Below are 26479 nucleotides of genomic sequence, written 5' to 3' on the forward strand. Positions count from 1 at the left end.
TCTAGGTCAGGCGATGTAATAGGTCCTGCTGGGTATGCTGCCAGTCCTCGGCCGATTCGTTTTTAGCCCACATCTCCTGTAGCTCCGACTTGCTGACTACAGCCTCCACGGCTTGCTGGGCCATCTCGCGCAGGTCCTCGCTTTCGCTGGCATCCAGCTTCACTATTACGGGTATCAGATCGGCGGGAAAATCGCGGGACGGCTTTCCCAGAATGGCAGCTACTATTTCAGCCGCCGCCAACGCTTCGCTGGCTGCATCACCGTCAATATGGTCTTCCTCCTCGGCCACCGCAACTAACGCTTCGAGCAGCTTTGCCTCATTGTGATTATCGCGGAAGTCTTCGGCGAAGTCGGCTGCCGCGTCGTTGTCGAAGTTGTAGTAGCCCCAGGTTCCCATATGCGTTGTTGTTTGGTGGATGATGTCAAAACTAATTTCTCATACGCAGGCCGACTTACGTAAGTCAAATCACTTTTCTTACTAACTGTCCTTCAGCACAATGTGATGCATTTTTGGCAGTCTTATTAAAAATTGAGATAGCCAGAAAGCAGTAACTAGTCCATACCACAAGTAGTAATTTTCCTTCACTGCCCAATAAATAAATGGTGCACTAATTAGCATAGACTCAATTCCCAGAAAAAACGATAATCCAGTTCGGCTATTCAAGCGATTTGCTATATCAAGAAAAAGAAGGCCTGCCATATCCAGAACGACCATACAGGCGACAAAACCTAACCAGAAAATTGATCCATAATAAATTAGAAGGAAAATTGATCCGAAAATACCTACCATCAATCGGTCATACAGAGAGCCCGAATCAAGTAAAGATCCCACAAGTCCGACGCTATAAGTACAAGCTGCAATGGCTGCGCAATTCACCCAATTAGTAGCAGCAAGGCGAAGAATAAGCTTCATTAAGAACTCTTACTTAAACTTCTCCTTCAGAATCTCCAGCTCCACGGCCGGCGAAATCTTCTCGTAAAGGATGTGGTAAGCTGCGTTGGTAATCGGCATGCTCACCTTCAGCTTCTTATTCAACTCATAAATGCTCTTGACGGCGTAGTAGCCCTCGGCCACCATGTTCATCTCCATCTGCGCCGATTTCACGGAATAGCCGCGACCTACCATGTTGCCAAACGTGCGGTTGCGGGAGAACTGGGAGTAAGCCGTTACGAGCAGGTCGCCGAGGTAGGCGCTGGCGCTCAGGTCGCGCTGGTTGGGGCTGAGCGCGTAGAGGAAGCGCCGGATTTCCTGCACCGCGTTACTGACTAATACCGCCTGAAAATTGTCGCCGTAGCCCAGGCCGTGGGCAATGCCGCAGGTTAAGGCAATGATATTTTTCATCACGGCGCAGTATTCAATGCCGTCGAGGTCGGCGGCGGGGTGCGCCTTCACGTAGCGGTTGCGCAGGAGCTGGCAGAAATCCTCGGCCAGCTCCAGATCAGGGCCGCCGATGGTGAGGTAACTTTGCTTTTCGAGGGCCACTTCCTCGGCGTGGCATGGGCCGGCCACGACGCCCAATTGCTCTACATCGAGCCGAAAACGCTCAGCTACGTAATCGGTAACGAGCACATTTTTGCCCGGAATCATGCCCTTAATGGCGGAAATAACGCGCTTGTCGCGGAGAGAATCGCGGTCGAGCTTGTCGAGGGCACCCTGCACAAAGGCGGCGGGCACGGCCAGCACCAGCCAATCGGCATCTTCAACCACTTCCTTCAGGTCGGTGGAGGGAAAAACGCGACTCAGATCGAAGGCCACCGAGGATAAGTAGCGCGGGTTGTGGCGCGTACGCAGCAAGTGCTGCACATCGTCTTTGGAACGCAGCCACCAGCCCACCTGGGCCCCGTTTTCGGATAATATTTTTGTTAAAGCAGTAGCCCAGGAGCCGCCGCCGATCATCGCTATTTTTTCCACCAAACAAACGTATTGGAAGGCGCGCAAGCACCTTCTCTGGTTAAACGACCTGAACCGCCCCTGCCCTTAAACATAAGCGCAACGGCAACCAACTTTGTCGCAAGGACGAGTTTAGACAAAAAAAATGAGAGGCCGGGGTAAAAAAGCCCCCCAGCCTCTCATTTGCTACTTAACAAGCCCAGTTAAAGTTGCTTAATCAGCATCAGCTACTTCTTCTTTTAGAGCCGCTTTATTGATAGACTTTTCGTCTTTCACTACCACTACTGCGCCGTCTTTCAGCTTCTTATGCACAGTTGCGTACGGTCCGCTGGCTACCTGGTCGCCGGCTTTCAGGCCGCTGAGAATTTCAATATTTGTGATGTCGCTGATTCCGGTTTTTACTGGCACCATTACGGCCTTGCCATCACGAATTACGAATACCACTTCCTGCACATCGGTTGGCGCTGCTTGAGCAGTCTCCTCTGAATTGCCACCACCACCACGCCCTACGCGCACCTTCGGACCGTTTCCTTTATCGGGCCGGCAATGGCCGAGCTATCCGTTTTGGTGGTTACGGCGTTGAGCGGCACGCTCAGCACATTGCTCTTACGGTCGGTGATAATATCAACAGAAGCTGTCATGCCAGGACGGAATGGGACGATGGTACGACCACCCACATTGCGCACCAGGTGCTGATATGATTCGGGCACCAAACGGATGCGGACCTCAAATTCGGTAACGGCTTCAGCAGTCAGAGCATCTTTGGCGGTATTGGCCACGCTGGTTACGATGCCCCGGAATTTCTCGTCCTTGTTGGCGTAGGAGTCCACATCCACGTTCACCGAGTCGCCCAGGTTCACGTCAATGATCTGGTTTTCGTTCACGTTCACCCGCACCTCCATGGAGTTGAGGTCGGCAATGCGCATGATTTCGGTACCAGCCATCTGCGAAGTACCTACTACCCGCTCGCCGCGCTCCACATTCAGCTTACTGACGGTGCCGCTTACGGGGGCGTAAATGGTCGTTTTCTCCAGGTTGCGGCGAGCCTCATCCAATGACGCCTGCGCGCTGGCTACTCCAGACTGGGCACCGCGAATGCTTTGGCGGGCGCTGTTTATTTCTTCCTGGCTGGCGTCGTAGGCGGCTTTGCTAGCCTCGTAATCGGCCTGGGAAATCACTTTCTGCTTGTACAGCGAGGCATTCCGACGGTATGCCAGCTCGGTCTGCTTGGCATTAGCCATCAGCTGCTGCAGGCGCGCCTGCGTCTGGCCAACGTTGGCCCGCTGGGTATTCACGCTCGCCGACTGCATGTTTACCATAGCCTGGTAGTTATCGGGGCGAATGCGGAGCAACAGCTGCCCTTTTTTTACGGAGTCGCCCTCGGCTACATACAGCTCCGTGATTTCACCGGATACGTCGGGCGAGATTTTTACTTCCGTCTCCGGCTGTACTTTGCCCGAGGCGCTTACCTTTTCCACGATAGTCGCTGGCCCGGCTTTGGCGACGATAACTTCGGTTCCGTCAGGTTTACCTATCCACCCCTGCTTTTTGGCCACCATGTACCCGGCTATCAACAGAACCAGTACTCCCAGCAGAATGTATAGTAAGCGGTTGTTTTTCATGTTTGAAAAGAAATCCAGCGTAGGGAAAGAGAAGGCAAATAAATCAATTAATACTAAAGATAGGGCAACGCTACTGCTGGTTTTCTATGGCCGGCTTACGCTGGAGCTTCGCACGGCCTTTTATTCCATCTATTTCACCCTCGCTGAGGGCTTTCTAACGACTGGGGGGCTTTTTTTGCCGCGGTGTTCAGCGTCCTGAGCGTCGCCCCTTACTTGCTTATAAGGTCAGTGGGTTGCCTTGGTAAAACTCTAGCACCTTCCGACGAAAAATAAACTCATACTTCGCCTGAATCATGCTCGATTCGGCTCCATTGAGGTTATTTTTTGCAATGTTAAACTCCGTGCCGTTCAGCAAGCCGTTGTTGAACCGGATTTCGGCGTTGCGGTAGGCCGTAGTAAGGGCTTGCACCTGACGGCTGGCTGAGGCAAAGCGACGCTGGGCCGCAATCGCGTCGGCATAGGCCTGCTGAATAGTCTGCTGTAGTTCCAGACGGGTTTGGGCGGCCCGTAGCTCGGCCTGTTTTACCGCAATCTGGGAGCGTTGCACATTGGTACGGGTCTGCAGACCATTCAGAATGGGGATTTGCAGCGTGAATTGCAGGGAACGGCCAATGTTATCCTTTATTTGAGAGCCAAATTCAGTAGGAAGCAGCTCAAAATTGGGTTGTCGAGGCGTGAGCACCGCAAAGTTGGTGGGACGCGGGCCAGCTATCGGGTCAATCTGAAAGACGGGCAGCGGAGTGCCAGCAGTAGAGTCGCCGGTGAGCACCCGCGCCAGCCGGGCAGAGGAGAAACCTGTGAAAACACCGGCCCCGAAGAATAAACGGGGATAATAAGCCCCCCGCGCTACCTCAACGCCCCGAATTGAACTTTGCACGCGCAAATCAGCCGCCTGAATCTGCGGCAAGAAGCCCTGCGCGGTTTGGTAGGTAGCATTTGGGTCAAAATTGACGGTCGTTTGCTCGTCGGGGTCCGGCAGATTCGGCACTTCAATCTGGAAGGCGGCGGCACCGGCCGGGTCCAAATTGAGCAGCTGCGCTAGTTGCAGGCGGGAAATGTCGCGCTGGTTTTGCGCGGTTACTAAGTTAAGCTCGTCGGAAGCTAGCTGCGCTTGTGTATCAAGCAGGTTGCTTTCGGCCACGCTGCCGGCCGCGAGCAGTTTCTTGGTCCGCTCGAGCTGCTGTTGGGTAGTGTTTACCCGCAGCTCATTGGTGCGCACCAACTCCTGGTTCAATACTAATTGCAGAAACGCCGCAGCAACGTTCAAAGACAAATCATTGCGAGCCTGCTCAATGTCAGCTAGGCTAGCCTTGTAGTCTAACACATTGCGCTTCACGGTATTGCGCAGCTGAAATCCCGAGAAGATATTCAGCTGGGTATTCGCCGAGAAGTTATTGGAGCGAATCGTCTGACTTACGAAGTCGTTGGTCAGCGGGTCGAGGCCGGTACCATAGTTCCAAGCCTGCGTGCCGTTGGCGCTGGCCGTAGGCAACATTGCCGCCCGGCTTTGCCGCAGATCTGCGTCGCTGAGCTCCGCCGAAAGCGTGCTTTGGCGTACGTTCAGGTTGTTCTGCACAGCATAATCTACGGCCCGCTGCAGGGTCCAGGGGCCGCTAGGCACCGGAACAGGAGCAGCAATGGTGCCGGCGGGCGGCTGAGCAGGCGTAGTCGTTTGAGCCAACCCTGGTACGGCCAGCAACAACCAGGCGCTTGCCCCCAGGGCAGTCACCCGATGGAAGATCGGAGTACGAGTTTGTTTCATGTGTGTTTGGTCTTGATGACGTAAGAGTGCTGGCAACTAGAAATTTAGACTTCGCTTAAGATGGATTGCATAAACAATCTGTGCTCAAATATAATAAAAGGTACTATGCAACACAAAGTACCGATGTTTTTATCTATGAAAACACCTTTAGAACCTATCTGGGGGGCTTTTTTCGCCTCAAATACAGCTTATTCGACAGTAGGAATGTATGTGACCTGATGAACCCAGCTTAGCTGGCGCAGATATTCGAGCGTAATCGGCTTGATGCCCGAGTCCATTTCGATAAACTGGCGGGCCAGATCGTTGCGGCCTTTGCGCGAAACGAACATAGTAGCGATGTTGCAGTCGTCGTGGGCAATAACGGACGCGATAAAGGCAATAGAGCCCTGCCGGTCGTCGGCGTCCACGATGAGCGTATGTAGAGAGGCGGAAAAGTCGGCCGGAAAACCATCGACCTCGACTATCCGAATCACGCCCCCGCCCCTGCTTTGGCCAATAACCTCCGTCGAATGGCCCGTGCGCTCATCGCGCAACTGCAGCTTTATCGTGTTCGGGTGCATGGTGGAGGCATTACCTACACTTTGAAACGTGTATTGCAGGCCGGCTTCCTTAGCGTAGTCGAAGGCGTCGCGGATGCGCTTGTCGTCGGTGGCGTAACCCAGCAAACCGGCCACAATGGCGCGGTCGGAGCCGTGGCCCTCGTAGGTGCGGGCGAAGGAGTTGTAAAAGGTAATGGTGGCGTGCGTGGGCAACGAACCCAGAATGCGAATCGCGGCACCCGCAATGCGCACTACTCCGGCCGTGTGCGAGCTGCTGGGCCCAATCATCACCGGCCCAATCATATCAAAAATGCTGCTTTTCTCGGCCATAATAGCGGTAAAAGTAGATGTTTCGGGCGGGAAAACAACGATTGACTTGGCCTGCAATGGCGGAGGCGGCTGGGGGGCTTTTCAGGGCTTGTTTCTATAGATACCAGTAGGAGCCGAAGAGTTGCCTGCCCGCTCGCTTTTGATAGGATTTTCGTTCTTTGCGGCGCTTACCCGCTTCTCTCCCTCCTATGGAAATGCCCCCCAATCAATCCGAATTCACGCCTCAGGTGCTCGAACAGCTCCGCCGCCTGCAAGCCAAATATGCTGCTGACGGCCAAGACCTTGCTTCCTACCTCGAAGGCCTTTTCTACGCCGATTACGTCAACTACTGGGACTATATCGAGCTTGATACGCTGCTGAGTCTGCAGCGGCCGCTTACCCAGATTCCGGATGAGCGTATTTTCATCATGTATCACCAGATAACGGAGTTGTACTTCAAGCTCTGCCTCTGTGAGTACGAGCAAATGGGCGAGTTGCAGCAGCCCACCGTGGGCGAGCTGGTGCTGCGCATCAACCGCATCAACCGCTACTTCGAGAACCTGATCGACTCGTTCGACGTGATGGTGGACGGCATGGACAAGCAGCAGTTCTTGCAGTTTCGTATGGCCCTGATGCCGGCCTCGGGCTTCCAATCAGTGCAGTATCGCATGATTGAGCTAGCCTCTACTTCGCTCGATAACTTAGTGGATAAGGAGAAGCGCCGCCTGCTGGGCGAAGCCGCTGCCCACGACGAGCTGATGGGCTGCATCTACTGGAAAGCCGGCGCTACTATCGAAGAATCAGGCGCGAAAGCCCTGACACTGATTCAGTTTGAGGAGAAATACACCCAAACCCTCCACGACCACGCCGCCCACTACCGCACCCGCAACGTCTGGACGGTGCTAGAGCGCCTGCCCGCCGAAGACCAGCGCCACCCGCGCCTTGTGCGCGCCCTGCGCCAGCTCGACGCCAACGTGAACGTGAATTGGCCCCTCATGCACTACAAATCGGCCGTGCGCTACCTGGAGCGCGACCCTACCGCCATCGCCGCTACGGGCGGCACCAACTGGAAGAAATATTTGCCCCCCAAGTTCCAGCGCCGCATCTTTTACCCGCAGCTGTGGACGGAGCAGGAGTTGGAGGAATGGGGTAAGGCTTGGGTAGAGGAAGTGTTGGGGGAAGCGCCGGCTTAGGTTCTACTTTTATTAATAGCTTTAGCTTATGAATACTTTTTGTAAAGCTCTTACTTATATACTTGTTACAAGTTGTTTAATTAGTTGTGATAAAGTTGGCAAAAAGAAGAAGGATCCATTAACTTTTTACTACACAGGATCTAAAATTCCCAAATACAATATTGTAAGTATAACAGCTAAAGAAATTAAGCGACATGACCCTAATGATTCATTATTATCTTACTTAAATTTTAATGTAAACAATACCAATCACATCATTAATATGTACACCAGTGATTTCCGTGATGTCGCTATGGATAGTGGCGCTCTACTCTATGAATTGGATAGCTTAGGGGTGATTTATGGAAGAAGCACTACTTGGTTTAATTACCGCCGGCTGCACAGCAACAATGACAGCATCAATGAAATAATAGATGTGGCATTAGAACATATTATTTTGCGCCCTCAATTACACTGTTATCTATGTAGATTATATTCTGACGCACATTAAAATGTTATCTATAATAATTAGGTAATTAAATGATTGCAATCAGAGGTTTTAAAATCGCCACAATAAAGATTTAAAACACATCGGCCGCCGCCCCTGCTTCAAAGCAAGAACGGCGGCCGATGTAGTTACTAAGAAATACTACAGTTGCGCCTTGGCAGCGCCAGCTACTTTGAAAGCAACCTGCGAGTTTTCCCAGGCCATCGTGACGGTGCCGGCTTTATCGGCTTTGATAGTAAACTGCTCCACGGGTTGGGCGGGCTTGGTGGGCTTCACTTTTACACGCAGGGCATCTTGCTTTTCATCGTACTTAAAAGCGCCCCACTGATTGGCGGTTTTGTTGAAGATAATGGTCCATTCCTGCTCGTTGGGAATAGTAAACAGGGCGTATTTGCCAGCGGGCAGCGCCTGCCCATTGATGGTAACGGCCTGTTTGGCTTCGAACGTAGTAGCCTCATTGGCGCCCGTGCGCCACACCTTGCCGTAGGGCTCCAGCTCGCCGAAGATCTTGCGGCCTTTCATCGAAGGTCGGCTGTACTCGATGGTGAAGTTGGGGCCTGTAACGGTGGCCGGGGGGCTTGGGCGCTTGCTTTTGTCTTCAGGCGCTTTAGTCGTAGTCTGGGCAACAGCGCTGCCCGCAAACAGCAACATGACCCAGACGAAAAGGAGCAGGAATTTGGGAGAGGAGGTTTTCATACGGGTTTAGGTAGAAAGGGTGAATAGTGTGCCTACACAACCAAGTCGGTAGGATTTGTTTTAAACGAAACCCTGATTGTTAGGGGTTTAATGAGTACACGGAAGGACGTATTATTCGTCAACAGGTTGTAATAGAAGATACTAAATTATTGCTCAGAAACATGCGGTGTAGCCTAAAAGCGAAACCCAGCGTATCGCCGGAAGCTGGGGGCTTTTTTAGGGGCTTGAGCATACTCTCTCAAAAACCGCAAACCAGTTACCTTATCACGCTAAAGCTGTCACTTCACTTCCTACTCTACTTTCCTGTATGACCTACGTCGCCAAACCGGACCGCTACACGTCCACCATGCAATACCGACGCTGCGGGCGCAGCGGGCTCAAGCTGCCGGCCGTGTCGCTGGGACTGTGGCAAAACTTTGGCGATGTAGATGTGCTGGAAAACTTCCGCGCAACCCTGCGCCTGGCCTTCGATCACGGCGTGACGCACTTCGATTTGGCCAACAACTACGGTCCGCCGCCCGGCACGGCCGAAACCAACTTTGGCCGCATTCTGAAAGAAGATTTCCGGGCCTACCGCGACGAGCTGATTATCTCTACTAAAGCGGGCTACACCATGTGGGACGGCCCCTACGGCGACTGGGGCTCCAAGAAGTATCTGGTTTCCAGCCTCGACCAAAGTCTGCGGCGCATGAAGCTGGACTACGTGGACATTTTCTACCACCACCGCCCCGACCCCGACACGCCGCTGGAAGAAACCATGGCCGCCCTTGATCTCATCGTGCGTCAGGGCAAAGCGTTGTACGTGGGCATTTCCAACTACCAACCCGCCGAAGCGGAGCAGGCCATTAAGATGCTGCGCGATTTGGGCACGCCCTGCCTCATTCATCAGCCCAAATATTCCATGTTTGAGCGCTGGGTGGAAGATGGCCTGCTCGACTTGCTGGAAACCGAAGGTGTGGGCTGCATCCCGTTTTCGCCCCTAGCCCAAGGCCTGCTGACGGATAAATATCTACATGGCATTCCAGCCGACTCGCGGGCGGGACGCGGCGGCCCATCGCTTTCAGAAGAACAACTCACCCCCGAGCGCCTCGACCAGATCCGCCGTTTGCACCAGCTGGCGCAGGAGCGCAACCAAAGCCTCGCCCAAATGGCCTTGGCTTGGATTCTGAAGGATCCGCGCGTGACGTCGGTGCTCATCGGTGCCAGTCGTCCCGCGCAGCTCCAGGATTCGCTGCAATGCCTGCATAGCCCCGAGTTTAGCGCGGAACAATTGAGCACGATTGAGGAGATTATAGGATAAAAAAGCCCCCCGACGTACATAAGGCACATTAGAACGTCATGCAGAGGCGGAGCTGAAGCATGACGTTCTGGGGGCTTTTTTTACAAATTCACTTGACCATTTTTCTATGTCTGCTACCTTATTTAGCCCGCTGCGCCTGCGGGAAGTTGAATTGAAAAACCGCATTGTGGTGTCGCCCATGTGTCAGTATTCGTCGGAGGATGGATTTGCCAACGACTGGCACTTAGTGCACCTGGGCAGCCGAGCCGTGGGCGGAGCAGGCTTGATCCTATTTGAAGCCACTGCCGTCTCGCCTGAGGGCCGCATCACGCCCGACGATCTGGGGATTTGGAAGGACGAGCACATAGCCAATTTACAGCGCATTACTTCATTTATAACCGCGCAGGGCTCCGTTCCGGGCGTACAACTGGCCCACGCCGGCCGCAAAGCCAGCATGAGCAGCCCTTGGAAAGGCGGCCATCCGGTGCCCGTTGCCGAAGGCGGCTGGCAGACGGTGGCACCCAGCGCCCTCCCCTTCCGCCCCACCGACCCCTCTCCCATAGCGCTGGACGCAGCCGGTTTGCAGAAGGTGAGGGATGACTTTCGGGACGCTACCCGGCGGGCCCTCACCGCTGGTTTTAAAGTCATCGAAATTCACGGCGCCCACGGCTACTTGCTGCACGAGTTCTTCTCACCGCTTAGCAACCAGCGCGCCGACGAGTACGGCGGCTCGTTCGAAAATCGCATCCGGTTATTGCTTGAGGTGACCGCTGCCGTACGCGAAATCTGGCCGGCGGAGTATCCCCTATTTGTGCGCATTTCGGCTACCGATTGGGTAGAGGGCGGCTGGACAATCGATGATTCGGTGGCCCTGGCTCTCGAGCTAAAAAACCACGGTGTGGATTTGGTGGATGCGTCTACGGGGGGTAACGTGCCCGATGCCAAGATCCCGGCTGGCCCTGGCTATCAGGTAGAGTTTGCCGAGCGCATTCGTCAGGAAACCGGAATGCCTACGGGTTCTGTCGGTATTATTACCACGGCTCAGCAGGCGGAGGAAATACTGGCCAGTGGTCAGGCGGATCTGGTGCTGCTAGCGCGGGAGTTTCTGCGCGACCCCTACTTTCCCCTGCACGCGGCCAAGGACCTCCACGTTGACTTGCCCTGGCCCGTGCAGTACGAGCGGGCCAAGCGTAAGTAGACGCTACCCCATTTAGTAAGAAGCTCCGGTTCAAAAGTCCGGATTCCTTTCTTTGGCCAGTGCACTAATCGCTATGGGGCAATGTTGCGTGCGTACCTTTGCTCCTAGCAACGTTTTCTCACGGTTTAAAGGTTAGCTCCCTTTCACCCCATGTTCGATAAAAAAGAAATAGAAGTACTGCTTCCGCCCGAAGTAGCTTACGACGAATTTGCCCGCTACCGCGCCCTGCTCGCTGCCGTCGGGGTCCAGCCGGGCGAGGCCGATTTTGTGCATTTGCGCAAACGCTCCATTGATGCCCGGGGCCGCCAGCCCCTCGTGCGACTGCGCGCTGACGTGTGGTTTCAGCCTCCGCCCGCCGATATTTTTGGTCCCTGGTTTAACTATTCTGATGTTAGCCAGTCCCGCCGTACGGTAATAATTGTGGGGGCTGGGCCAGCCGGATTATTTGCGGCGTTGCGAGCAATTGAGCTGGGCATGAAGCCTATTGTGCTGGAGCGCGGCAAAGATGTCCGTACGCGTCGCCGCGACTTGGCTGCTCTGAACAAAGACCACGTAGTTAATCCCGATTCCAATTATTGCTTCGGCGAAGGCGGCGCGGGCACGTATTCCGATGGCAAGCTCTATACCCGCGCCACCAAGCGCGGCGACGTGGGCCGCATTCTGAAGCTGCTGGTGCAGCACGGCGCCACCCCTGATATTTTAGTGGATGCCCATCCGCATATCGGCACCAACAAGCTGCCCCAGGTAGTGGCCGCCCTGCGCGACTCCGTCATTCAGGCCGGGGGTGAGGTTCGCTTTGAAACGCGGGTAGAAGATTTAATTCTAGAAAAAAACCATCTGCGCGGCGTCGTTACGGCCACGGGCGAAGCAGTGGAAGCCGACGCGGTTATTCTGGCCACCGGCCATTCCGCCCGCGACATTTACGAGCTTCTACACCGCCGCGGCGTGCGCGTGGAAGCCAAGCCCTTCGCCCTTGGGGTGCGCGTGGAGCATCCGCAGGCTCTTATCGACCAGGCCCAGTACCGTCGGCAGGACCGCGGGCCGCTGCCGGCGGCTTCGTATTCCTTGGTGCATCAAACCCAGTGGCGCGGACAGCAGCGGGGCGTTTTTTCGTTTTGCATGTGTCCGGGGGCTTTATTGTGCCGGCCGCCACGGCGCCCGGCGAGGTGGTAGTGAATGGCATGTCGCCGAGCCGCCGCGACTCGCGCTTTGCCAACTCGGGCATTGTGGTGGCCGTGGAGTTGGAGGAAATGGACGTGAAGCGACACGGAGCCCTGGCCGGTTTGCGCTTGCAGCAGGAAATTGAGCAACGCGCTTGTGCATTGGGGGGCAATTCTCAGGCGGCGCCGGCTCAGCGACTCGGTGACTTTCTGAAAGACAAGCTTTCGCCCGAACTTCTGGAAACTTCCTACCAACCCGGCTTGGTATCGGTGCCGATGAGCCAGGTGTTGGGTGCGGGCCTCACGGATCGGTTGCGGCAGGGTTTCAAGGCTTTTGGGCAGAAGATTCCCGGCTACGCTACCAACGCAGCCCAGATTGTGGGCGTGGAAAGCCGTACCTCTGCCCCCGTGCGCATCCCCCGCGACCCGGCTACGTTGCAGCACCCCGAGATTACGGGCTTGTTTCCCTGCGGAGAAGGCGCGGGCTTCGCGGGTGGCATTGTGTCGGCGGCTATGGATGGGGAGCGGTGCGCGGAGGCGGTACTAGCGGTGTTGGCTTAAAAATGCCCCCCAGCCGACCTTTTCCGTATAAATCAGAATAACAGCTCCCCTGTTTACTTCTACCTATCTCATTTAACGGCCGCCCTGCGCGGTCCCTACTATATGAAAAAGACCCTCGTACTCGGTGCCAGCGACAACCCTGCGCGCTACGCCTATAAAGCTGTACACTCCCTGAAGCGCCACGGCCACGATGTGGTACCGGTAGGTCTGCGCAAAGGTCAGATCGCTGGCATCGACATCCACACCGACCGTCCTACCGAGCCCGAAATTGACACGGTGACGCTCTATGTTGGGCCCCAAAACCAGCCTACCTGGTACGATTATATCCTGGATTTGAAACCCAAGCGCATCATCTTCAACCCCGGCACCGAAAACCCCGAACTGGAGCGTATGGCGCAGGAGCGCGGTATCCGGACGGAGGAAGCCTGCACCTTGGTATTGCTCTCGATTGGTAATTATTAGAGGGAAGATCATCCACGAAAAAGACCCCCAGAAGTGATTCTGGGGTCTTTTTTTATCCAAACAATGATCCTAGCATTCTTCAAAAGCATTGTAAAATACATATTTTTTATATCACAATATGTTTATAATTTTAAGTAAGCATCGTTTGATGAAAGTGTAATTAGTTAACCCCTAGCTTTTTACTTGCCATGGCAGATCGTTTCAAACAACTAACCCTGGCCGAGTTCATCCAGGTGCTGAACAAGTTTCCATTTACGCGGCGCATCAACGCGGTGCACATGCACCATACCTGGCGCCCCAATCGGGCTCAATACCAGGGCATGGCCTCTATAACGGCCATGTGGAAGTACCATACCCAGCACAACGGCTGGTCAGATATTGCGCAGCACATCACCATCGCGCCCGATGGCACCATCTGGACCGGCCGCAACTGGAACTTGGCGCCCGCCAGCTCGGGCGGCCATAATGGAAACTCCCAGGCCGGGCCGTTCATGTTTGAGATGATCGGGGATTTTGACAAAGGCCGCGACCCATTTGATGGAGCCCAGCGCCACACCGCCCTGCACGTGGTTGCGCACGTGCTGCACCGCTTCAAGCTGCCAGCCGAGGCCCTGCACTTTCACAACCAGATGTCGGTGAAAACCTGCCCCGGCAGCAGCATCAACTATGCCCAAACGGTTGGGGAAGCGCGGCGAATAATGGACGGATTGGGCTCGCGCTCCATGCCGACTGCCAACGAAAGCATCGACGAAAACCAGGTAGCAGAAGCCTTGGCTGCCCTGCGCTACGTTCCCATTGCCAGCCGCACCCGCAACCTGGCCACCGAAGCATTGGCCGAACCAGCTGAGGAAGGCATGAGTCGCCAGGAGATGCACTACGTGGGCGAAGCCGACCCCAGTGCGACACGCGGTCTTCTAGGAGCCGAGGAGCTCAGCCCTGCGGAGCTACGGAGCCTACGGCCGCACGTCGTGAATCTGGATCAGGGCCACTTCTCGCCCGGCGGCATATGTAGCACTAGTCCCGCCGATGTAGACGCCATTTTCGACAAGCACCTAGAACAAGCACTCGCAGCATCTAAAACCGCCAAACGCCCCTTGCACGTGCTGCTGTACGCTCATGGGGGGCTTGTTTCGGAAAAAAGCGGGCTCAGCAGCGCCGCACGCTACGTACCCTGGTGGCTCGCCAACCACGTTTACCCCCTTTATTTTGTGTGGGAAACCGGCCTGTGTGGTACGCTGGGCGCCATTATTCGCGGAACCGGCTCTCGCGAGCTTGCCCGTGGCGTCACCGACCTGACCGACCGACTGGTAGAAAAATCGGTGGGCAAAATTGGGGGGCTGCTCTGGCGAAACATGAAGGATAGCGCCGAGGGGGCCTCCGCCCCCGATGGCGGTGCCTACTACGTGGCCCGCCGACTTCAGCGTTTTTGCCATAAGCACGCCGCCGACGTACGCACGGGTGCGCTGCAGCTGCACGCCGCCGGGCACAGCGCCGGCTCTATATTTCACGCCCACTTCCTGCCCCTGACGCAGCAACTAGGGGTGCCAGCATTTCGGACCTTGCATCTGCTGGCGCCAGCCATTCGAGTAGATGAGTTTAAGAATCGGTTGGCGCGGTTGGTGGGCACGGGCGTGCAGCACCTAACGCTCTATACCATGCGCGACAAGCTGGAGCTGGCCGATACCTGCTCGCTTATCTACCGCAAGTCGCTGCTGTATCTGGTGTATTATGCGCTGGAAGCAGCCCGCGAAACTCCCATTCTGGGGCTGGATTCCTGCTTGTCGGCCGATGAGCAGCTACGTACGCTTTTAGGACTGAAAGGCGCGCCCCAATCAAACGCCGAAGTGGTATGGTCCAAGACGACCGAAGCAACGGGTCGCAGCTCCAGTACCAGCACCTCCCACAGTGGCTTCGACGACGACGCAGCGACCATGGAAAGCGTGCTGCGCCGAATTCTGAACACGGATAAGATTACTCCCTTTCCAAAGACGCGCGACCTCACCGACCCCTGGCACGAGCCAGTAGAGCTCCCCGAGGAGATGGTGCTACTGGCCCAGGCGCAAGCGGCCGCCAGTTCGGCACCCCCGCGCAAATCAGCGCGCCCCAGTCGGGTATCGAGCGTGCCTACCGTCAACGGGAATGGGCGGCACCATCAACGGGCCCTGTGCATTGGGATAGATGACTACCCGGCGGCTCCGTTGGCGGGCTGCGTGGCCGATGCCAAAAACTGGGCCCATGCCCTGAGAAAAAAGGGTTTTGAAACCGCCTTACTCCTTAACGAAGCCGCTACTCGGTCGGCTATTCTCGACACCATCACCAAGCTGGTGACCAGTAGCAAGCCCGGCGACGTGGTCGTGATTCAATACTCGGGCCATGGCACCACCTTGCCCGACCTGGACCGCGACGAAGACGACAGCCACGACGAGGCCCTCTGCCCCCACGACTATGCCACCGGGGCTTTCGTGGTTGATGATGATTTAAGGGTCGTATTCCAGCGCATACCGGTTGGAGTAAATGTTACGTGCTTTATGGACTGCTGTCATTCGGGCAGCAATACCCGCCTGCTGACGCTGGTTCCACCCGCCAACCCCGCTCATGACTCGCGGCCCCGCTTTATGCGCGCCACCGAAGCAATAAAGCAAGCCCACAGCCGCTTCCGCAAGAAGCTGGCGCAGGACGGAGCAGCTCTCAAGGCCGGCAGTCGGGAGGAAATGCGCGTCGTCAACTTCACGGCTTGTCAGCCGTGGGAAGTGGCGTACGAGTCGGATGGCAGCGGCGACTTCACGGTACGGGCCCTGCCGCTGCTGACCAAAGCCACCACCGATACCACGCACTCAACGTTCTTGGAGAAGGTGGTGCAGGCTTTTGGAAAAAAAGGAATACCCCGCCAGCACCCAACGCTGGACTGCACCGATGAAGCCCTGCAATTGCCGCTGCTGCGGCCGCTCCAGGTTGTAGCAAAAGCAAAAACGAAAGCCAAGGCCACCCGGAAAAAAGCAGTAAGCTAACGTCCTTCGAGGGGCTGTGCCAACCTGTCGCTTAGCAGCAAACGGGGAAATAAGAGTTTAGCCGTCAGGCTTCTCGTCATGTAATTTAGAGGGAAGGGTATGTCGACGAAAAGTAATGGAACCGCCCCCAAGCCGCACCGGGAGGTTGCGGGCGCGCGAAAAAGCCCCCCAGTCCCATCGAGACCTAAACCCAACCGCGCTACGCTCAAAAATAAACCCGGCGCCCTTCCCCCGAGTGACAGCAAAGAAGCACCTGCGGCCCGGCCGGCGGGGCCCGCCCTCTCCGATTTGTTAAACGCGAAAAAGGCTTCGCCGGAGCGCCACACGGTTGCTCCGGCGAAGCCTTTACCTGCCCGGGAGTCTGAGGCGCTGGCCGACCTAAGCTGGCCTTTGCTGCTGAAAAAACTGCAAGCTACTCCAGCCCAACCCGCCCTGGAGGATAGCCTGCGCACTTACTTTGGCGACGAGGAATTTGGCGTACTACAACAAATGCTGCTGGCTCACCCCTACCGCAGCGGGCAGCCCATGGGCGCGCGGGACGTCGATTTGGTAGATGTAGTGCTGCTGCCGGGTATTATGGGGTCGGGGTTGCTTACGGGCAGACCTGGGGGGCAAAATCGTCCTCTGTGGGTTAATCTGCTGCGCATCGCGACGGAGGGAATTGGCGCCTTAAAGCTGGTGCCTGGGCAGGAGGGCGGCATTGGCGTGGGTGAAACCGATACGCGAATCTACGCCCGCACCCTCCTCAGCCTGGGGCAGCACTGGCGAATGCATCCGCTGGCTTACGACTGGCGCCAAGACCTAGGGCAGGCCGCCGACCGGCTCGCCGACTTTATCCGGACTAAATTACCCCAGCGCCCGGTGCATCTGGTAGCTCACTCTATGGGCGGCTTGGTGGCGCGCTTATTTATTGCCCGCCACCCCGACTTGTGGCAAAGCATGCGCGGTTCCGACAGCAAGGGAGGCCGTCTGATTATGCTGGGGACGCCCAACTATGGCTCGTATGCAATGGTGCAGGTGCTATCGGGGGCCGAAAAACTGGTGCGCTGGCTGGCGAAGCTGGATTTGCGCAACAGCCTGCCGGAGGTACTAAAGATTCTGAATACGTTTGAAGCCACTTACCAGCTGCTGCCGGCGCCTGCTAAGCTCAGCACCGAAACCGGCGTGCTCTACCAGCGCGGCACCTGGGGCGACCACCCCGTTTCGGAACAATATCTGGCTAGTGCGCACGCGCTGCATACCCTGCTGGCCAAATCCGCCGCTACCATCGACCCCAAGCGCATGATTTACATAGCCGGCTGCAACCGCCGCACCCTCGCGGGGCTGGATGTGGTGGGCCCCGGCGAGTTTCGATACCACGAAACGCTGCAAGGCGACGGGCGTGTTCCGTTTGAGTTGGGCCTGCTGCCCGAGATGCCTACGTACTACGTCGATGAGGACCACGGCAGCTTACCCCGCAACGAGTTGGTGTTGAAAGCCATAACCGAGCTTCTTAACTACGGCCATACGTCGGCCCTGCCCCAGAAGCCCATTATCACGCGGGGCGGTACCGCTCGCGACGGCTACTGGCACCGCCCCATTGGCGAAGACCTGATGGGTACGAAGCTCGAACAACTGGCGCGGCGCGCGGCGGCGGGCAGCAAGTTTACGGCGGAAGAAAACGCGGAAGTCTTGGCTGCCGAGGATGCGTTGATGCGCGCCGCGGCAGGCGAAGAGCGCCCTACCCGCCGCCTCGATCAGCTACGTACCATGCCCGTTACGGCGGCCTCACGCTACCCGATTACGGTTGCCTTAATTTGCCAGCCCATCACTACAGTCAAGGCAAAAGTTCTGGTGTTGGGCCGCTACAAGGGTGCCCCGCTCACCAAGCGCTTGGCCCAGGTAGATGAAGCGCTGGACTACTGGATCAGCCAGGCCAGCGACCATGCGATGCTGGGCAGCGAGCTAGGCCAGGTAGCATTTATTCCGGGCCGCAATAAGCCCAACCTCGCCGCTAAAGCTGTGCTGGTGGCCGGCATGGGCGAAGAAGGCCGCTTTACGCACCACGACCTGCGCTACCTCATGACCAACGTCACGTATGCCTTGACGTCGCTGGAATACACCGAATTTGCGGCGGTGGTCGTGGGCACCCAGGCTGGCACCATGAGCGAAGAACGAGCGGTGCTTAGCTTTCTGCAAGGAGTGTGTGATGCGCTGCAACCGACTGCCAAACTGAACAGCGACAGTCGGCGGCGTAGTGGGGTGCCGCTGGAGCGCATTACCATTGTGGCGCGTGACGAAGTGCAGTTCAACTCTTTGGCCCTCACGTTGGAACGCATTAAGGACGACCAGCCATTGGATGGCCTGCACATTCGTTTTGAGCAAATCCCTCCGGACCCTGCTGCTTTGCATGTACCAGAGTCTACCACCCGCGAATCGACGCCCAACCGCCCCGATGACTTGCCCGCTTCCGAGGCAGGTCCCCGCATCACCATTGAGCGGGACGGCTCCCGGTTTCGCTTTTCGGCGCTTGTAAATGGGGCCGTGATTCCGGTGCGTGAAGTAGACGTGCAGGACTTCTTTCCCAACAGTATTTCCGACCGGCTCATGGACTCTGCCACCCGGGAAGAGCAGGAAACGTATGGGCATCTGCTAACCACAGCGCTCTTTCCCGTCGATTTTCAGGAGCTGCTGGCTGAGCCCTTAACTTTTATTCTGGATCGTGACACGGCTGGGATGCCCTGGGAAATGGCGTGTTTCTCGCACGACCGCCGTCGGGATACGCAATATTTTGGCCCCCAGCTACAGCTCACGCGGCAGTTTCGCACCATGCTGTCGCCCAAGCCTGGCTTGCCGCCACCGCGCAATCATGATCTGAGGGTGCTGGTGGTTGCCGATCCCGCTCCGGAACCCAAATATCAATTACCCGGCGCGCGCCGGGAAGGCCGCGCCGTAGTGCAGGCTCTGAGCCGCATCAAGCAGTACTCCGGCCTCGATATTGATGTGGTAGAGCGCATAGGCGATGCCGAATGCGACCCACTGGAAATTCTGGCCCTCATTCTGAACGGCAACTTCGACGTAGTGCATTTTGCTGGCCACGGTGTATTCAACACACAACGGCCTGGGTATGGAGGCTGGGTGTTTGGCGAAAACCGAACGTTGTCGGCCCGCGAAATCTTTCAGGCCCGCCGGGTGCCGCGTTTGGTATTTGCGAATGCCTGTTTTTCGGCCACGGTTTCATCGGGCCATTCAGCGTTTACGGCTGAGGAAATGAACCGCAACCTGGCGGGTGTAGCCGAGGCATTCTTTGAGCGGGGCGTGCGCAACTACATCGGTACCGGCTGGCCAGTCAACGATGTGCTGGCGGTGACATTTGCGCAGGAATTCTACGCGCAAGCACTACTGGGCCTCGATAGCACCAAGCTGAAGCAATATTCGCAGGACAGTAAGCAGGGTAAAGGCCGCCCCCAAACGCTTGGCCGGGCCCTGGCTGCTGCCCGCACCCTGATTGCGCACCAGGGTTCTACTTGGGGCGCTTATCAGCACTATGGGCAAGCCAATGACTTGCTGGTAGCACAGCAAAGTGAGGATTTTGCTCCTTAGTAATCGGCGGTGATTAGCCATTGTGAAACTGAAAAAGCCTGCGCATTGCTGCCGCTCTAAGTTGGTAACTATTAGGATTCCGTTCATCTGCGGAAAAGCCCCCCAAAAGTGATTCTGGGGGCTTTTTTTAGGCTGTGCACGCAATAAGTTATTTAAAGGAAATCTGTCCGGATCTTATCAAATCTTTAAATCTTTTTCTTCCTACTTCGCGATGCAGCACTCCTCTTCCCAGTCGCCAATACTCGTCGGATGCCGGAATATCTTGTTCTTTTAATGGCGGCAGATAGAACTCAACATACGTGTGTACTATGCTATCTGTATTTAGATAATCTTGGACTAAGCCACCGTATTTGGTTTTAGACTGGATATCACTACCATTCTGATAGAGATTGACTTTAAAATCCGTTTTTATCAACGAATAAGGAATGTAAGCTACTCCGTAGCTATTAGCTTGATAACTGCCATTCTTTATATTGAATTGAAAGTTGGTTGTATCCTTTACTGGAATGAGAAAAATCCAGCCTTGGTAAGTAGGTGGTATGTCTACATCTATCGGGTTATACAGTATTCCACAGCTTAGTAGAACAAGTAACAAGGCTAACCTGACAGCTATTATTTTAATCGACTTCATTTTTCTGAATGTCGCTTGTCCAAACTGAGGAATCCAAAATTCAGCTAGCAGTTGGTAATGCCAGGATATGATTTCGACAGCAATAACATAAGTGCTGTTCAGTAAACGGCTTGTCTCCTCAACTATTTTCAATAAAAAAGCCCCCAGAGGCAACCCCTTCCGCAAAGGTTGCATCTACCCCATCAAACGCTCTGCAATTGTCCCTTTCTACTCTTTCTTTCTCGTGACTGACGCCGACCTCATTGCTGCTTGCCGCCAAGGCAACAGCCGCGCCCAGAAGCTGCTCTACGAGCGGTTCGCGGGCCTAATGCTGTCGGTGTGCTCGCGCTACCTGCGCCACCGCGAAGACGCCGAAGAAGTGATGCTGATGGGATTTGTAAAAGTATTTAGAGCCTTGGATCAATACCGCCACGAGGGCAGTTTTGAAGGTTGGATTCGGAAGATTATGGTGAACGAGGCCCTGGGCCAACTCCGCCGCAAAGAACCGCTCCACCTAGCCATCGACGATTACCCCGTAGACGTAGCCATCACGGCGGCCGATGCGGAAAGTGATCTGAACGCGGCCGATTTGATGCAGATGCTTACCCAATTGCCCGCCGGGTATCGTACCGTATTTAACCTCTACGCCGTAGAGGGCTACACTCACCCCGAAATTGCCGAGCTGCTGGGCATTACGGAGGGCACCAGTAAATCGCAGCTGAGTAAGGCTCGGGCCATGCTCCAGCGCCGCTTAGGCGGGGCCAGCAGTGCTTCAGCCTCCACCTCCTCACCCAAAGAATATTATGCAACCGGAAGATATTGATAAGCTGTTTCGGGAGAAACTGGAGCGCCACGCGCCCCCGCCACCCGACTACCTCTGGGCTCAGCTCGAAGCCGAGTTGCAGCCTGCTCGCAAGCGCCCTGTTATGTGGCTCTACGCCTCGGCAGCCGTCATTACGCTGCTCATGCTGGCCGGCGCTGCCTGGCTGTGGCGGGGGGCAAATCTGGCCCCCGCCGTGGGCACGCTAGCGAAAGTAACTACGCAGTCTGCGCCTAAAAAGACCGAAGCAGTTTCTTCGAAAAATTCATCTTATCAGGCAACCCTTCCTGCCGCACAGCCATCTACCCCAATAGAAGCCGCCGTAGCAACGGCTCCTACGAAGCAGCTACCCTCGGAAGCGCAACCGATGCAGCCGCTTCGCTCCAAGCCAGCCACTACTCGCCAACTGGCTCGCGCTACAGGAATACCCCGTTCATCATCATCTAAAAAGCTAAGTACCCCACCCGCGCAGAACACTATGGTAGCTACTCTCACTCCCACCAAAGCGCAACCGGAGCGCCCCGTGACGGAGGAAACGCAGCCAAATGCCCCCCAGCAGCTCCCAACCGTTGCTACTGCCTCTACTACCCCATCGGTACCTACGGGTCCGATAGAAGTGGAAGTGCGCCAGTCGTCGGCGACAGCCTTGGCGGCTACCCAGGAGGCTCCTCGCCGGGGCCGCTTAGGTGGGCAAGTGATGCGCCAGGTGAGCAATGCCCTGCGCGGCGAACCAGTGACTTTACCCCGCTTACCTGAGGACGTAACCGTGACCGTTCGGCCTCCAGGCGTTAATCACGCCCTAGTTATTCAACTCTAATTTTCCCTACCTCATGAACCGCTTCTACACCCTGCTGGCAGTGCTTCTGCTGGCCCTGGCCGCGCCTTGCCGCACCCTCGCCGCCGCTCCTGCTCCCGACGACACCATTGTGGTGAAACTGCCCAACCAGGCCACTATGACGTTGTTTGTCAAGAACAAAGCCCAGCTGCGCGAGCTTCGCAACTACAAGCTCGACTCGCTGATGATCCTGCTGGACACCTACATCTCCCAGGCCGAAGCCGCCGGCAAAACCTCCAAAACCGAGACGGTGACAATGGAGTTTTATCCCGCCAAAGACCAGCCTGGCAAGCAAGTGCCTGAGCAAATTCGGGTGACGGTGCGCACCGACGAAGGCAAAAAGAGCGACACCGAACGGGTAGATGTAGTGCTGGGCCGCGCCTTCGGGGTATCGGTGGTGGAGAATGGCGACGATGACCACGTTTCTATCAAAGTAGGGACCTCTGCCATCGACGACTCCACCCGCAACGCCCAGCGCGAAGCCAAGCAGAAAGAGCGCGCCGCCCGCCCCGGCCACAGCGACTTCGGCATCGACATTGGCCTGAATGCCTTGGTAAATCGTACGGCAACTACGGCTGAAGACTTTGATCTGCGCCCCTTTGGTTCCCGCTACATCAGTCTCAACTGGCACTACTTGTATCGCCTAGGTCCTCAGGGCAGCCCCGTGCGCTTGCTCACTGGCCCCGAGCTGTCCTTCAACAATTATATGTTTGATAACAACGCCCGCCTGTTCACGACGCCCACCGGTACGGTCATTCAGAACGAGCCCAGCCTTGATCTGGATAAAAGCAAGCTAGCTACCACCACTATCAATCTGCCGCTTATGCTAGTGCTCAACACTAAAAACAAGAAAGGCAACGACGATGGATTCCGGTTGGGTGCCGGTGGCTTCGCGGGCTACCGCTTGGGCAGCCGCACCAAGATCAAGTATGACAACGACGACCGCGACCGCAAAGACAAGGACCGCGGTAGCTTCAACCTTGAAGATTTCAATTACGGCCTGCAAGGCTTAGTCGGAATCGGTGGCTTGGACTTGTTCGTCAAATACAATCTCAACGAGCTCTTCAAAGACGGTCGCGGTCCCCAAGCCCAGACGCTCAGCTTTGGCATAACCCTCGGAGGAATCTAAGATTCCCTGTAGCTTTAACACACAAAAAAGCCCCCCAGACATATCTGGGGGGCTTTTTTGTGTATTGCACGTTGCATTTACTCAATTACCTAGGTAATAGGAGTCATTGGCCACCACTACCAGTCGCATCGATTCCTTTTCTGGCACGCCATAAACGACGGTTCAGCCTACTATTCGAATATATAGACCACAGCTCATCATTATCTTACAATCCATTTATTCATTACTCGATCTGACACTTTTCTGGGTTGATCTTCGTATTTTCAGTATATCAAAATTATAATGATCACAATTTTTCATGTAATGATGATATGAATATTTTCTTACGCTTGTCAAAATGGAGTGCGGCAGTGCTATTGGTTTCGTTGCTCAGCAGCTGCGAGGATATTCTGGAGCAATACTTCCCTACACGTAACCCCACCCCTCCGACCTTTCCATCCTTAGGGCAGGACATCCCCTTCTACGCTTTATCGGGTGGTACCCAGCTCGATGCTTACTCCACAAAGGATCCTGCGACGCGTACCGCCTCGGTGGCCCTCACAGGCTTGGCAAGTGGCGAACATATTTTAGCAATTGATTTTCGCCCAGCTACCGGCCAACTCTACGGGGTGAGCAGTGCCAGCCGCCTCTACGTGATCAACCAGAATACGGGCGTGGCGCGGGCCATCGGTGCGGGTGCCTTTACCCCGGCGCTGGGGGGCAATTTAGTGGGCTTTGATTTTAACCCCACCGTCGACCGCATTCGCCTCGTCACGTCTACGGGCCAGAACTTGCGGCTGAATCCCGAAACGGGCACCGTAGCCGCTACTGATGGCGTCATTAATTGGGCAACAGGGACTACCATCACCGGGGCCGCGTATACGAACAACACGAATGGGGTAGCTACCACTGCTCTTTATGCGATTAATACTCAGAATCAGCAGCTCTATTTAGTCAACCCACCTAATGAGGGCACGGTGGTACCCGTAGGCAAGCTAAATCTAAACGTCAGTGGTAATGGCGGTTTTGATATTGATGCTACCACTGGCACGGCCTTAGGCCTCTACCCGATCAACGGCATTCCTACCCTCTTCGCCGTGGATCTGACGACGGGGGCGGCCCGCCCGCTGGCCCATTACGCTGTTAGCCTGAGCTACAGGGGCCTTGCTATTCCTACTCAACCGGTCGCCTATATTAGTGCCGGGAGCAGCCTCGTGATTTTTAATCCTACTACGCCATCTTCTACCGCGAATCCGGCCCCGCTCGTTGTCAAGCCCATAACAGGGTTAGCCCAGGATGAAGGCGTGAGCGCGCTGGATTTTCGTCCTGCCACCGGTCAGCTCTATGGGCTCGCAGTTTCGTCTTTTTCTCAGAACCCAGGGGCCCGGTTATACACCATCAATCCAGCTACGGGAGTTGCTACGCTCGTGGCTCCACTTAGCCTTTCAGGGTTCTATCAAAGCGTTTCGGATTTGGAATTTAATCCCGTTACCGACCGTATCCGCATTTTTATGGGGAGAGGAGGCACTATCTCAGCACGGAACCTGCTGATTAACCCCACCACTGGTGAGGTGGTAGAGGACACTCCAATTACGCCCCCTGCGGCTATTCCCTTTACCTGGGCCTACAGCAACAGCTTCGCCGGGGCAACGAGTACAACTTTATACGGCCTCAACTATGAGCTATTTAATAAGAATGAATCCAGAAGCTGGCTTACTCAGTTGACTACGCCCAGTGAGAATCGACCTGTGGAACTGCGAGGACTGGGACTAGATCAAATAATTGGGGGCAGCATGGATATTGGCGGAACCACCAATACAGCCTATGCCCTGCTCATCAAATTCGCAGGCAGTGGCCCTGATCTCTACACCATTAATCTGAATCCGCGCACTGGCCCATCTACCACGTTTGTGGCGCATTATCCTACCAATCTCGGCTGGGGCTTGGCAATTGGGCCCGGCTTCTAGCTGGCTTCAGCTACCTTCAGGGTTTCCATACCACGTTGCTGCATAAGATGAGGCGCTACGTGTGACGCTCTAGGCTGTCTGGCACACGATAACAGGTTTCGTATTCTTCTAAATCTACCCACGCATTTCTGCTATGGATACAATGCGGCCGGTTCCAAATTATCGACCTTACGGATCCGGCCGCAAGCGCCATGACAGGTGTTCCCGTCGCCAACCGCAGACGCGTGGTAAGCAGTATTCAGCTATTTGAATAATTATAGTGCTACAATCAGCTACGAATTGTCGAGCTACGTATGGAAAATTGTATGAATCATATTGATTCTTATTTACATCCTATCTTCTCGGTTCTATGCTAAAATTCTCTTCCCTCGCCACTTGGGGCGCGGCTGTGCTGTTATTGTCGTCGCTTACGAGTTGCGAGGACATCTTGGAGCAGTATTTCCCCAAGCCCACGCCTACCCCGCCTACGATTCCTACCCAGACGGTAGCATACACAACCTACGCTGACGCTGTTACACCAGGGTCCGGCGATGGGGCATGGCAGAATGGATTGATTATTTTCAATCCTATTACGCTGGCCAAAATCCAGGAAATGCCAATTACGGGTTTGAGCGCCGTCACCGACCGCCTCTATGGGCTCGACATACGCCCCGCCACCGGCCAACTCTATGCGCTGGTTGCCACGACCAGCGCGACCGATGGCCGCCTGTATACTATTAATCCCGCCACCGGAGCTGCTACGTTGGTCGCAGCCGTCAGCATTCCCCTCAGTGGGTCCCTTACCTTGGGGTTCGATTTTAACCCCGTAGTGGATCGGATTCGGATTGTGACTAACTCAGGTCAGAACCTCCGGGTGAATCCGGTTGACGGCGTAGCAATTGAAGATGGGCGTATTAATGGGGCAACGCCAATAGAGTGGTGGGCTTAGCCTACGATAATAACGTGGCTGGTGCTACCTCCACGAACTTGTACGCGCTAGATTTCACGGAGGATAAGCTTTACTTAGTAAACCCGCCCAATGCCGGGACGATCACAGAAATTGGTCCCTTAAGTATCAACTTCCTCTCCGACGGCAGTTTCGATATTGGCGCCACTAGCAAGAAGGCGTATGCGGTTATGAGCGGCCCTAATGTCGGGCGTTTATATTCGATCAATTTAACAACTGGCGCGGCCACAGAATTGGGAGACTTCGGCTTTCCAGCTATAAGACCGGCGCCCACGCCAGGCTTCGTCTTCGCGCCGTTCATCACAGGGTTTACGCTCGGGTTAGCCCTGTAATTTCCTTTTCTTCAGATAGCAAAAAAAGCCCCCCGCTCTTAAACAGGGGGCTTTTTCTTAATCGGGAGCTCAAATTCAGTAGAGGAGTAAGTGCTTGCGGAGTATTCGCACA

22 protein-coding genes and 1 pseudogene are annotated in these 26479 nt (G+C 55.5%); 14 read left to right on the forward strand and 9 right to left on the reverse strand.

Going from position 1 to position 26479, the window contains the following annotated elements; genetic code table 11:
* Nucleotide 1: 1 nt before the first annotated feature.
* From G7064_RS02565 to sdaAB, 7 genes are all read right to left on the reverse strand, one after another.
* Nucleotides 2–397 (reverse strand): DUF4259 domain-containing protein, encoded by a 396-nt coding sequence (locus G7064_RS02565; protein WP_166072322.1) that lies wholly within the window; start codon nt 395–397, stop codon nt 2–4.
* Between the two features lie 81 nt (nt 398–478).
* Nucleotides 479–913 carry a hypothetical protein gene (locus G7064_RS02570; protein WP_166072323.1) on the reverse strand — a complete coding sequence of 145 codons (435 nt, stop codon included), beginning with the start codon at nt 911–913 and terminating at the stop codon, nt 479–481.
* A 9-nt stretch (nt 914–922) separates the two neighbouring features.
* Complete coding sequence (locus G7064_RS02575) at nt 923–1912, reverse strand: NAD(P)H-dependent glycerol-3-phosphate dehydrogenase (protein WP_240731707.1); 990 nt, start codon at nt 1910–1912, stop codon at nt 923–925.
* 192 nt (nt 1913–2104) lie between these two features.
* The gene (locus G7064_RS22900; RefSeq protein ID WP_317172804.1) at nt 2105–2407 is read right to left on the reverse strand and encodes a hypothetical protein; all 303 of its coding nucleotides are present in this window, start codon (nt 2405–2407) and stop codon (nt 2105–2107) included.
* The gene (locus tag G7064_RS02580) at nt 2398–3513 is read right to left on the reverse strand and encodes an efflux RND transporter periplasmic adaptor subunit (RefSeq protein ID WP_317172805.1); all 1116 of its coding nucleotides are present in this window, start codon (nt 3511–3513) and stop codon (nt 2398–2400) included. The genes G7064_RS22900 and G7064_RS02580 overlap by 10 nt, the downstream gene beginning before the upstream one ends.
* A 217-nt stretch (nt 3514–3730) precedes the next feature.
* Nucleotides 3731–5275, reverse strand: coding sequence for a TolC family protein (locus G7064_RS02585; protein ID WP_166072324.1), 1545 nt, complete (start codon nt 5273–5275; stop codon nt 3731–3733).
* 188 nt (nt 5276–5463) lie between these two features.
* Nucleotides 5464–6144 carry an L-serine ammonia-lyase, iron-sulfur-dependent subunit beta gene (sdaAB, locus tag G7064_RS02590; RefSeq protein WP_133272739.1) on the reverse strand — a complete coding sequence of 227 codons (681 nt, stop codon included), beginning with the start codon at nt 6142–6144 and terminating at the stop codon, nt 5464–5466.
* A gap of 194 nt (nt 6145–6338) precedes the next feature.
* Between sdaAB and G7064_RS02595 the strand changes: the two genes are divergently transcribed.
* Both G7064_RS02595 and G7064_RS02600 read left to right on the forward strand, forming a co-directional pair.
* The gene (locus G7064_RS02595) at nt 6339–7316 is read left to right on the forward strand and encodes a tryptophan 2,3-dioxygenase family protein (RefSeq protein WP_166072325.1); all 978 of its coding nucleotides are present in this window, start codon (nt 6339–6341) and stop codon (nt 7314–7316) included.
* 28 nt (nt 7317–7344) lie between these two features.
* Nucleotides 7345–7806 carry a hypothetical protein gene (locus G7064_RS02600; RefSeq protein ID WP_166072326.1) on the forward strand — a complete coding sequence of 154 codons (462 nt, stop codon included), beginning with the start codon at nt 7345–7347 and terminating at the stop codon, nt 7804–7806.
* 138 nt (nt 7807–7944) lie between these two features.
* On the opposite strand, the gene G7064_RS02605 is transcribed toward G7064_RS02600, so the two are convergent.
* Nucleotides 7945–8499, reverse strand: a complete 555-nt coding sequence (locus G7064_RS02605) for a DUF2911 domain-containing protein (protein WP_166072327.1) — start codon at nt 8497–8499, stop codon at nt 7945–7947.
* Between the two features lie 307 nt (nt 8500–8806).
* Between G7064_RS02605 and mgrA the strand changes: the two genes are divergently transcribed.
* From mgrA to G7064_RS02635, 6 genes and pseudogenes are all read left to right on the forward strand, one after another.
* Nucleotides 8807–9799: an L-glyceraldehyde 3-phosphate reductase gene (gene mgrA / locus G7064_RS02610; RefSeq protein WP_166072328.1), complete on the forward strand. Its 993-nt coding sequence runs from the start codon at nt 8807–8809 to the stop codon at nt 9797–9799.
* A 178-nt stretch (nt 9800–9977) separates the two neighbouring features.
* Nucleotides 9978–10976 (forward strand): NADH:flavin oxidoreductase/NADH oxidase, encoded by a 999-nt coding sequence (locus tag G7064_RS02615; protein WP_240935853.1) that lies wholly within the window; start codon nt 9978–9980, stop codon nt 10974–10976.
* 420 nt (nt 10977–11396) lie between these two features.
* Nucleotides 11397–12697: pseudogene (locus G7064_RS02620) on the forward strand (NAD(P)/FAD-dependent oxidoreductase).
* Nucleotides 12698–12799: 102 nt separating this feature from the next.
* On the forward strand, nt 12800–13159 hold the full coding sequence (locus tag G7064_RS02625; protein ID WP_166072330.1) for a CoA-binding protein: 360 nt from the start codon (nt 12800–12802) through the stop codon (nt 13157–13159).
* Nucleotides 13160–13347: 188 nt separating this feature from the next.
* Entirely contained in the window at nt 13348–16167 is a 2820-nt protein-coding gene (locus G7064_RS02630) for a caspase family protein (protein WP_166072331.1), read from the forward strand.
* Nucleotides 16168–16455: 288 nt separating this feature from the next.
* On the forward strand, nt 16456–19749 hold the full coding sequence (locus tag G7064_RS02635) for an alpha/beta fold hydrolase (RefSeq protein WP_166072332.1): 3294 nt from the start codon (nt 16456–16458) through the stop codon (nt 19747–19749).
* Between the two features lie 148 nt (nt 19750–19897).
* Here the strand turns inward: G7064_RS02635 and G7064_RS02640 are convergent, their stop codons facing one another.
* Complete coding sequence (locus G7064_RS02640; protein ID WP_166072333.1) at nt 19898–20554, reverse strand: hypothetical protein; 657 nt, start codon at nt 20552–20554, stop codon at nt 19898–19900.
* 49 nt (nt 20555–20603) lie between these two features.
* Here G7064_RS02640 and G7064_RS02645 point away from each other — a divergent pair, with 49 nt between their 5' ends.
* The 6 genes from G7064_RS02645 (at nt 20604) to G7064_RS22680 (ending at nt 26367) form a co-directional block, all read left to right on the forward strand.
* On the forward strand, nt 20604–21182 hold the full coding sequence (locus tag G7064_RS02645; RefSeq protein WP_166072334.1) for an RNA polymerase sigma factor: 579 nt from the start codon (nt 20604–20606) through the stop codon (nt 21180–21182).
* The gene (locus G7064_RS02650; RefSeq protein WP_166072335.1) at nt 21163–21996 is read left to right on the forward strand and encodes a hypothetical protein; all 834 of its coding nucleotides are present in this window, start codon (nt 21163–21165) and stop codon (nt 21994–21996) included. The genes G7064_RS02645 and G7064_RS02650 overlap by 20 nt, the downstream gene beginning before the upstream one ends.
* Nucleotides 21997–22009: 13 nt before the next feature.
* Nucleotides 22010–23143: an outer membrane beta-barrel protein gene (locus G7064_RS02655; protein WP_166072336.1), complete on the forward strand. Its 1134-nt coding sequence runs from the start codon at nt 22010–22012 to the stop codon at nt 23141–23143.
* Between the two features lie 311 nt (nt 23144–23454).
* Nucleotides 23455–25089 carry a DUF4394 domain-containing protein gene (locus G7064_RS02660; RefSeq protein ID WP_166072337.1) on the forward strand — a complete coding sequence of 545 codons (1635 nt, stop codon included), beginning with the start codon at nt 23455–23457 and terminating at the stop codon, nt 25087–25089.
* A 349-nt stretch (nt 25090–25438) separates the two neighbouring features.
* Entirely contained in the window at nt 25439–26017 is a 579-nt protein-coding gene (locus G7064_RS22675; protein ID WP_166072338.1) for a DUF4394 domain-containing protein, read from the forward strand.
* Nucleotides 26005–26367 (forward strand): DUF4394 domain-containing protein, encoded by a 363-nt coding sequence (locus G7064_RS22680; protein WP_166072339.1) that lies wholly within the window; start codon nt 26005–26007, stop codon nt 26365–26367. Before G7064_RS22675 ends, G7064_RS22680 begins: the two co-directional genes overlap by 13 nt.
* The last annotated feature ends 112 nt before the right edge of the window (nt 26368–26479 follow it).

This window comes from Hymenobacter sp. HDW8 (assembly GCF_011305775.1).
Taxonomy (GTDB): Bacteria; Bacteroidota; Bacteroidia; order Cytophagales; family Hymenobacteraceae; genus Hymenobacter; species Hymenobacter radiodurans.

Bases quoted from the DNA above. Each gene is read 5' to 3' on its own strand.
- G7064_RS02600 (WP_166072326.1), top strand. From the start codon at position 7,345: ATGAATACTTTTTGTAAAGCTCTTACTTATATACTTGTTACAAGTTGT.
- G7064_RS02585 (WP_166072324.1), bottom strand. From the start codon at position 5,275: ATGAAACAAACTCGTACTCCGATCTTCCATCGGGTGACTGCCCTGGGG.
- G7064_RS02570 (WP_166072323.1), bottom strand. From the start codon at position 913: ATGAAGCTTATTCTTCGCCTTGCTGCTACTAATTGGGTGAATTGCGCA.
- G7064_RS02640 (WP_166072333.1), bottom strand. From the start codon at position 20,554: ATGCAACCTTTGCGGAAGGGGTTGCCTCTGGGGGCTTTTTTATTGAAA.
- G7064_RS02565 (WP_166072322.1), bottom strand. From the start codon at position 397: ATGGGAACCTGGGGCTACTACAACTTCGACAACGACGCGGCAGCCGAC.
- G7064_RS02605 (WP_166072327.1), bottom strand. From the start codon at position 8,499: ATGAAAACCTCCTCTCCCAAATTCCTGCTCCTTTTCGTCTGGGTCATG.
- G7064_RS02650 (WP_166072335.1), top strand. From the start codon at position 21,163: ATGCAACCGGAAGATATTGATAAGCTGTTTCGGGAGAAACTGGAGCGC.
- G7064_RS02625 (WP_166072330.1), top strand. From the start codon at position 12,800: ATGAAAAAGACCCTCGTACTCGGTGCCAGCGACAACCCTGCGCGCTAC.
- G7064_RS02630 (WP_166072331.1), top strand. From the start codon at position 13,348: ATGGCAGATCGTTTCAAACAACTAACCCTGGCCGAGTTCATCCAGGTG.
- sdaAB (WP_133272739.1), bottom strand. From the start codon at position 6,144: ATGGCCGAGAAAAGCAGCATTTTTGATATGATTGGGCCGGTGATGATT.
- G7064_RS02580 (WP_317172805.1), bottom strand. From the start codon at position 3,513: ATGAAAAACAACCGCTTACTATACATTCTGCTGGGAGTACTGGTTCTG.
- G7064_RS02595 (WP_166072325.1), top strand. From the start codon at position 6,339: ATGCCCCCCAATCAATCCGAATTCACGCCTCAGGTGCTCGAACAGCTC.
- mgrA (WP_166072328.1), top strand. From the start codon at position 8,807: ATGACCTACGTCGCCAAACCGGACCGCTACACGTCCACCATGCAATAC.
- G7064_RS02655 (WP_166072336.1), top strand. From the start codon at position 22,010: ATGAACCGCTTCTACACCCTGCTGGCAGTGCTTCTGCTGGCCCTGGCC.
- G7064_RS02615 (WP_240935853.1), top strand. From the start codon at position 9,978: ATGTGTCAGTATTCGTCGGAGGATGGATTTGCCAACGACTGGCACTTA.
- G7064_RS02660 (WP_166072337.1), top strand. From the start codon at position 23,455: ATGAATATTTTCTTACGCTTGTCAAAATGGAGTGCGGCAGTGCTATTG.
- G7064_RS22675 (WP_166072338.1), top strand. From the start codon at position 25,439: ATGCTAAAATTCTCTTCCCTCGCCACTTGGGGCGCGGCTGTGCTGTTA.